General features: G+C 71.3%; 8 protein-coding genes. 4 read left to right on the top strand and 4 right to left on the bottom strand.

Translation table 11 applies throughout. The features are described from left to right. A partial coding sequence (locus E1269_RS10920; protein WP_162606347.1) for an efflux RND transporter periplasmic adaptor subunit occupies positions 1-1,122 on the bottom strand: 1,122 nt, incomplete at its 3' end. Between the two features lie 245 nt (positions 1,123-1,367). Here E1269_RS10920 and E1269_RS10915 point away from each other — a divergent pair. Together E1269_RS10915 and E1269_RS10910 are read left to right on the top strand one after the other, a co-directional pair. Further along, positions 1,368-2,084 carry a response regulator transcription factor gene (locus tag E1269_RS10915; RefSeq protein ID WP_131894272.1) on the top strand — a complete coding sequence of 239 codons (717 nt, stop codon included), beginning with the start codon at positions 1,368-1,370 and terminating at the stop codon, positions 2,082-2,084. Between the two features lie 16 nt (positions 2,085-2,100). Continuing rightward, the gene (locus E1269_RS10910) at positions 2,101-3,645 is read left to right on the top strand and encodes a sensor histidine kinase (RefSeq protein ID WP_131894270.1); all 1,545 of its coding nucleotides are present in this window, start codon (positions 2,101-2,103) and stop codon (positions 3,643-3,645) included. A 200-nt stretch (positions 3,646-3,845) separates the two neighbouring features. Here the strand turns inward: E1269_RS10910 and trxA are convergent, their stop codons facing one another. Together trxA and E1269_RS10900 are read right to left on the bottom strand one after the other, a co-directional pair. Further along, positions 3,846-4,196: a thioredoxin gene (gene trxA / locus E1269_RS10905; protein WP_131894268.1), complete on the bottom strand. Its 351-nt coding sequence runs from the start codon at positions 4,194-4,196 to the stop codon at positions 3,846-3,848. Then, complete coding sequence (locus tag E1269_RS10900) at positions 4,196-4,570, bottom strand: MerR family transcriptional regulator (RefSeq protein ID WP_131894266.1); 375 nt, start codon at positions 4,568-4,570, stop codon at positions 4,196-4,198. Before E1269_RS10900 ends, trxA begins: the two co-directional genes overlap by 1 nt. A gap of 485 nt (positions 4,571-5,055) precedes the next feature. On the opposite strand from E1269_RS10900, the gene E1269_RS10895 reads away from it, so the two are divergent. Continuing rightward, positions 5,056-5,550, top strand: a complete 495-nt coding sequence (locus E1269_RS10895) for a metallophosphoesterase family protein (protein WP_131894296.1) — start codon at positions 5,056-5,058, stop codon at positions 5,548-5,550. Positions 5,551-5,577: 27 nt separating this feature from the next. Here E1269_RS10895 and E1269_RS10890 read toward each other — a convergent pair whose 3' ends face one another. Beyond that, a complete protein-coding gene (locus E1269_RS10890) occupies positions 5,578-6,156 on the bottom strand; it encodes a TetR/AcrR family transcriptional regulator (RefSeq protein ID WP_131894264.1) in 579 nt (192 codons plus the stop codon). 161 nt (positions 6,157-6,317) lie between these two features. Here E1269_RS10890 and E1269_RS10885 point away from each other — a divergent pair, with 161 nt between their 5' ends. Beyond that, positions 6,318-7,190, top strand: a complete 873-nt coding sequence (locus E1269_RS10885) for an LLM class F420-dependent oxidoreductase (protein ID WP_131894262.1) — start codon at positions 6,318-6,320, stop codon at positions 7,188-7,190. Positions 7,191-7,299: the final 109 nt, after the last annotated feature.

Here is a 7,299-nt window from a genome sequence, read left to right as displayed (position 1 = left end):
CCCGCCGCCCGGGACCCGTCCGCCGGGCAGCTCGCCCTCCTCCGGCGAACCGCCGCCGTCGTCGCCCCCGCCGCGGCCGGGCACGGCGGTGGTGACCACCACCTGGTCGCCCTCGGCGAGCCCGCTGACGATCTCGGTCTGCACGCCGAAGCTGGCGCCTATCTCGACCGTTGTCTCGACGTGCGAGCCGTCGTCGACCTCGACGGTGACGGTGGTGGCACCGTCCTCGGTGGTGCTCAGCGCCGCGGTCGGGACGGTGAGCACGTCAGTGCGCTGGGACACGATGATCGTGACGTCCGCGCTGCCGCCGGCATAGAGGCCCTCGACCTGCCCGGTCACCTCGATCTCCACCGGGAATGTGGCCGTGCCGGAGCTGGAGCTGGACGCCACCAGGCCGACGGAGCTCACGGTCCCGTAGACGGTGTCGGTCGTTCCCGACGGGGTCAGCTCAGCCTGCAGCCCTTCCTCCAGGCGACCCAGGTCCGCGCTGCCCACGCTGGTCTCGACCACGAACGTGTCCGTGGTCATCACGGTGACCTGCGCGGACGATGTGGTCGTGCTGGTGTCCGAGCCGGCGGAGGTCCCGGTGGAACCCGTCGACCCCGTCGACCCCGACCCGGACGACCCGCCGGTGACGTCGTCGCCGACCGCGAGATCCACCGACGCCACGGTGCCGGCGATCGTGGAGCGCAGCGTGGCGTTGTCGAGCGCCTCCTCGGCCAGGGCAACCCGCGACTCCGCGGCCGCGACAGTGGCCTCATCGGCGGCCAGCTGGGTGTCCGCGGCGCCGGCCTCGGTGTCGGAGTCCAGCTGCTCCAGCGCGGCGTCCAGACCCGCCTCTGCCGCCGTCAGCTCGGCGTCCAGGGTCACGGTGTCGACGGTGGCCAGCTCCTGGCCGGCCTCGACGACGTCGCCCTCCTCCACCAGGACGGAGGTGACCTCACCGCTCACCGCGAACGCCAACTCCGCGGTCTGCGCGGGCTGGAACGTGCCGGTGCTCGTGACCGTCTCGCTGAACGTCCCGACGGTGGCCTCGACGATCGTGCTCGACGCTTCGGCGGCGGGCTCCTCCCGCGTCACCGCCCACGCCCCGCCGGCTACCGCGACCGCGGCGACCAGCACGCCCAGGAGGACGACCCCCCGTCGTACCCGACGAGACCTCGGTAACAACCGCACCTGTCCGCTACCTTCCGCATCCGACATCCGGCTCGCTGACCGCGTGCCGAGTCAAACGCTGGGGGGCGTACCTGGAACGACCCTGGGACGATCCTGGGAACCAGCTGTGAATGACCCCCCCGTGCGAACTCACAGGTAATACACAGCCAGCTGTCAGCTGGCTCTCAACCGGGCCGGGCAGTATCCGACACATGCCCGCGCGGATCCCGGACGGACGCCTGGTCGTCGTCGACGACGAACCCAACATCGTCGAGCTGCTCGCCGCCAGCCTGCGCCACGCCGGCTTCGAGGTCACGACGGCGCGCAGCGGCCGGCAGGCACTCGAGGTCATCCTCGCGGACCGGCCGGACCTGGTGGTGTTGGACGTCCTGATGCCCGACCTGGACGGGTTCGCGGTGGTGCGGCAGCTACGCAGCCACCGCATCGACGTGCCGGTGCTGTTCCTCACCGCGAAGGACGCCAGCGACGACCGCGTCATGGGCCTGACCATCGGCGCCGACGACTACGTCACCAAGCCGTTCAGCCTCGAGGAGGTGGTGGCCCGCATCCGGGCGATCCTGCGGCGCTCGCGCGGCAACGGCGGTCCGGCCGGCGACGGCGCCCGCCTCGCCTACGCCGACATCGAGCTGGACGACGACAGCCACGAGGTGTGGAAGGCCGGACGCGCCGTCGACCTGTCCCCGACCGAATTCAAGCTGCTCCGGTACTTCCTGGTCAACCAGGGCCGGGTCCTGAGCAAGGCGCAGATCCTCGACCACGTCTGGTCGTACGACTTCGGCGGCGACGCCAACGTCGTCGAGTCGTATGTGTCGTACCTGCGGCGCAAGCTCGATCAGGGCTCGCCGAAGCTGCTGCACACCGTCCGCGGCGTCGGCTACGTCCTGCGGGTCCCGCGGACCTCGCTGTGAGAGCCCGGTCCCGCGCATGAAGCGGTCGCTGCGCGGGCTCGTCCGGCGGTGGCGGGCACGCCGCGACCGCACCCTCCTGCGTACCCAGCTGCTGCTCACCGTGGTCGTGCTGGCGGCCGTGACGGTGCTGGTCACCAGCGTCGTCGCGGCGACCGTGCTGCGCGGCTACCTCATGGACCGCACCGACGACCAGCTGATCCAGTCCGCGCGGCAGTTCTCCGTCCAGCCGCGCATTCCTCCCGTCGACGACACCGGCCCACGCCCGTTCCGCCCGCCGGCGGACTACTACGCCGTGGTCTTCGACGACGCCGGCACCGAACTGTGGACGGGCAACTCGATGCTCGACGACAGCGGACCCGAGCTGCCGCGCATGGACGCCGAGACCGTCGCCCGGCTGGGCGGCGAGCCGTTCACCGTCGACTCCGCCGACGGCGACGGTTCCTGGCGCGTCATCGCGCTGCCGCAGGAGAGCATCGGCTCCGTCGCGGTCGGACTGCCGCTGGACGGCATGGAGGCGACGACCACACAGCTCCTGGTGATCGACGGCGTCGTCGCGCTGCTCGCACTCGCCGCGCTGGCAGGGCTGGCCTGGTGGACGGTGCGCAACCGGCTGCGGCCGCTGGAGGAGGTCGAGGAGACCGCGGAGGCGATCGCGGCCGGTGACCTCAGCCGTCGGGTGCCGCCTCGCGACCCGCGCACCGAGGTCGGCCGGCTGTCCGTGTCGCTGAACGCGATGCTCAGCCAGATCGAGGCCGCGTTCGAGGCGCGCCGCGTGTCCGAGCGCGATGCCCGCGCGTCGGAGCAGCGGATGCGCCGGTTCATCGCCGACGCCAGCCATGAGCTGCGCACCCCGCTCACGTCGATCCGCGGATTCGCCGAGCTGTACCGGCAGGGTGTGGCCCGCGACGAGGCCGGGCTGCGCCGGCTGATCCGCCGGGTCGAGGACGAGGCGGCCCGGATGGGGCTGCTGGTCGACGACCTGCTCTTGCTCGCCCGCCTCGACCAGCAGCCGGTGATCGCCCGAGCGCCGGTGGACCTGGTCCAGATCGTGGTGGAGGCGGTGCTGGACGCGCGGGTGCTCGCCCGCCGGCACGATCTGCGCATGCACGTGGACGCGCGGGTGGTGCCGCCGGTGGTCGGCGACGCGGTACGGCTGCGACAGGTCGTCGACAACCTGGTGCGCAACGCGACCGTCCACACACCGCCGGGCACCACCGTCGACGTTTCCGTCGGCGGCTCCGAGGACGGCTGGGCGGTCGTGGAGGTCCGCGACGACGGGCCCGGGCTGAGCGAGGACGACGCGGCACACGTCTTCGAGCGGTTCTACCGCGCCGACCCGTCCCGCTCGCGCGCCGACGGAACCCGCGACAGCGGCAGCGGGCTGGGCCTGGCGATCGTCGCCGCACTGGTGGCCGCCCACGGCGGCCGGGTCGAGCTGGCGTCGGCGCTGGGCCGAGGTGCGACGTTCCGGGTGCTGCTACCGCCTCAGGACCCCACCGTGGCGCCGTCCGGCCCCAGCCGCGCGATCACCGCACTGACCTCGCCGGAGTCGAGCTCGTAGGCGGTCCTCCCGGCCCGTGGGTCCGGGGCGTGCAGTAGGTGGATCGTCGGACCGGACGTGCCAGCCCCCACCTGCGCGGGGCTCACCAGGCCGTGGCCGTACCCGGGAACCAGGGAGTCCACGTCACGACGCGGAACCGGCGACCTCGGTGACGACCGCCCGCTCGCCCTCTGCGGAGCTGATCGCGTGCCCGACGCCGGTCACCAGCTCAAGGCCTCGTCCAGCTCGGCGAGGAGGCGGGCCTTCGGACGGGCGCCGACCAGCGACTGCACCACCTCACCGCCGCGGAACAGCATCAGCGTCGGGAGCGACAGCACCCGGTAGTTGGCCGGGGTGACCGGGTTCTCGTCGGTGTCGAGCTTGACGACGGTGAGCGTGCCGGCCCGCTCCCGGGCCAGGTCCGCCAGCACCGGCGCGATCATGTGGCAGGGCGGGCACCACTGCGCCCAGAAGTCCACCAGGACCGGGCCGTCCTGCTGGAGGACGTCGCGATCGAAGGTGTCGTCGGTGGCAACGACGACGACGTCACCGGCACGGCTGGTATGGGGCATCACGACTCCTGGGTGTCGACTGAACGGGCGCGGGCGCTGCTGAGCATGGTGGACAGCCGGTCGCGGGTGGCGGTGAGGCGGTCGACCGACGCGTCCAGCTGGACGAGCTTTCGCTCGTAGGTCTCGATGGACGGCGCGCAGACGTCGCCGCTGTCGTTGCCGGCGCGCAGGCAGTCGATGAACGGGCGGGTCTCGTCGAGGCTGAAGCCGATGCGCTGGAGCATCAGGATCTCCTCGACGACGCGCACGTCGTCCTCGTCGTACTCGCGGTAGCCGTTGGACGAGCGCCGCGCTGACAGCAGGCCTTGCGCCTCGTAGAACCGGAGGGCTCGCGTGGTGGTGCCAGCCCGCTTGGCGAGGTCACCGATTCGCATACCTCGACGCTAAACCTTGACGCCAGCGTCAAGGCAAGGGTGTGAGGGCACACACACAACGACCCGGCATGACCCGGGCCGTTGCGCATCCCGGAGGACCCGCTGGGCCGCCTGGTCCGGGCGCCCGACGGTGGTCTCCGAGACTCATCGGAGTCGACTACCCACCCACCCGTGTGAGTAGGACCGCGACGGCGACCATCAGGCCGAGTGCCAGACCGGCGACCTGATACTGCCTGCGCGGGCTCACCAGCCAACGACGGAATCGGGCTGGTGAGCATCGCCACTCGTGCCACAAGGACACCGGACTTGCCTCCCTGTCTCGGGGCGCCCGGCGACCTGGAGCACGGCCGGCCAGGTACCCATCTGGTGGGTCGTCCCGGCCGGGACTCCCGTATTCGGTTGTGCCTTTCACCATGATCAAAAACCGGGATCCGGTCAACCCGCCGGCGGCAACGAATTCCATCTAGGCTGGTCCGATGGCCTCCATCCGCGTCGGCGTGCTCTCCGACACCCACGCGCCGCGGTTCTGGAGGCGCTGCCCGCCCGCGGTGGCGCGGTTGCTCGACGACGTCGACGTCATCCTGCACGCCGGCGACGTGTGCACGCCCGACGTGCTGGACGAGCTGTCCGCGTTCGCGCCGGTGCACGCGGTGCTGGGCAACAACGACGGGCCGGACGTCGCGGCGTGGGGAGCACCGGAAGTCCTGCACCTCACGCTCGCCGGAGTCCGGGTGGCGATGCTCCACGACAGCGGCCCGGCTTCCGGCCGGCTGCCCCGCCTTCGTGCCCGGTTTCCCCACGCCGACCTGGTCGTGTTCGGGCACTCCCACATCCCGTGGGACCAGACCGCCGGCGGCTTCCGCGTCTTCAACCCCGGCTCGCCCACCGACAAGCGCCGCCAGCCGCACGGCACCGTCGGCATCCTCCAGCTCGACGACGGCCGGGTCACCGCCGCGGAGCTGGCTCCCGTGCTGCCCTGACCGGCTGTCCTGACGAGCGGGACGTCGTCAGGACGGCCGCACCCGCAGCCCGTCCAGCGCCATGCCGAGCACCCGGTCGAGCTGGTCCGGGTCGGAGAACTGGCCCATGGTGATGCCGCCCACCAGCCGCAGGACGTCCTCGAACATGACGTTCGCTCGGGCTGTCCCGGCCTCCTGGGCTCGTCGCAGCAGCGGCTCGCCCGCGGCGAGGATCGACGACCGGTAGGACGCGAAGATGGCCGACTCGTGGTTGAGGGCCTCGGCGACGGCGCGCTTGGTAACGGTGTAGGTGACGAACCTGTGCAGCCAGGCTGCCAGCGCATCCCACGCCGGCAGCTCGGCCAGCTCGTCGGCGGCGCGGCACAGCGCCTCGACCTCGTCGACGTAGACGCTCTCGAACAGGTCGCGTCGAGTCGGGAAATGCCGGTACAGCGTGCCGATGCCGACGCCGGCGCGCCGGGCGACGTCTTCCAGCGACGCCGACATGCCCGACTCGGCGAACGCCTCGCGCGCGGCCACGAGCAGCTTCTCGTAGTTGCGCCGGGCGTCGGCCCGCTTGGGCCGTCGGTCGAAGACGGCGTGGACCTCCTTGTCCGCGTTCGCCATCGGCTGCCTCCTGAACCCCGTTGCAATACGGAGGGTAGCCTCCGTATAGTTATCTGGAGGGGCCCCTCCGCTTCAACAGCTGCAGCTGCCCGTCCCCCGAAAGCACATCACACGACCGCCTCGACGGTCGTCACCACCGTCAGTGAAGGAAGCACCCCATCATGAAGCTCGGCCTGCAGATCCCCAACTTCACCTGGCCGGACGGTCCCGCCGCCCTCGGCCGCGACCTTACCGCCGTCGCTCGAACCGCCGACCAGGCAGGCTTCGAGTACCTCGCCGTCATGGACCACTTCTTCCAGATCCCGCCGATCGGCCCGGCCGACATGGACATGCTCGAGGCCTACACGACGCTGGGCTTCCTGGCCGCACACACCGAGCGGGCCAAGCTGCTCACCGTCATCACCGGCATCCACTACCGCCAGCCCGGCCTGCTCGGCAAGGCCGTGACCACCCTCGACGTCCTCTCCGGCGGCCGAGCGATCATGGGCGTCGGCGCCGGCTGGAACGAGGAGGAGTCCCGCGGCCTCGGCTTCCCGTTCCCGCGCACCGCTGAACGGTTCGAGCTGCTCGAAGAGACCCTGCGCTACCTCCGGCAGCTGTGGTCCGATGATGACGGACCGTTCACCGGCACGCACGTCACCGCCGAGCGGCTGCTCAACTCGCCGCAGCCGCTGAGCCGGCCGCACCCGCCCGTCCTGATCGGCGGCGGCGGCGAACGGAAGACACTGCGGCTGGTGGCCCAGTACGCCCAGGCCTGCAACCTCTTCAACACCCCTGAGCTACCGCACAAGCTCGACGTCCTCCGGCAGCACTGCGCCGACGTCGGCCGCGACTACGACGAGATCACCAAGACCGTCTACCACGTCCTCGACGTCGGCGAAGACGGCAAACGCAGCCAGGAGCTCATCGACGAGCTCGGCCGCCTGGCCGACCTCGGCGTCGACGCGGCGATCGGCTACGTCCCCACCGTTCCCCGCCTCGACGACATCGAGCGCATCGGCTCCGACATCATCCCCGTCGCCGAGACCCTCTGACGCCCACCGCACGCGGTTCCTGGCCGCACTGTGCCTCGTGATCGTCAACGATCGCAGACATCACGAGGATTGTGTGCGCTCCACCATGCTCGTAATCCTGGTGGAGCGC

This window comes from Jiangella asiatica, assembly GCF_004349065.1.
GTDB classification, from domain to species: domain Bacteria; phylum Actinomycetota; class Actinomycetes; order Jiangellales; family Jiangellaceae; genus Jiangella; species Jiangella asiatica.
This window is presented reverse-complemented; position numbering and strand designations above follow the sequence as displayed.

Coding starts and splice junctions, on each gene's coding strand:
- E1269_RS10910 (WP_131894270.1), top strand. CDS start 2,101: ATGAAGCGGTCGCTGCGCGGGCTCGTCCGGCGGTGGCGGGCACGCCGC.
- E1269_RS10900 (WP_131894266.1), bottom strand. CDS start 4,570: ATGCGAATCGGTGACCTCGCCAAGCGGGCTGGCACCACCACGCGAGCC.
- trxA (WP_131894268.1), bottom strand. CDS start 4,196: ATGCCCCATACCAGCCGTGCCGGTGACGTCGTCGTCGTTGCCACCGAC.
- E1269_RS10885 (WP_131894262.1), top strand. CDS start 6,318: ATGAAGCTCGGCCTGCAGATCCCCAACTTCACCTGGCCGGACGGTCCC.
- E1269_RS10890 (WP_131894264.1), bottom strand. CDS start 6,156: ATGGCGAACGCGGACAAGGAGGTCCACGCCGTCTTCGACCGACGGCCC.
- E1269_RS10915 (WP_131894272.1), top strand. CDS start 1,368: ATGCCCGCGCGGATCCCGGACGGACGCCTGGTCGTCGTCGACGACGAA.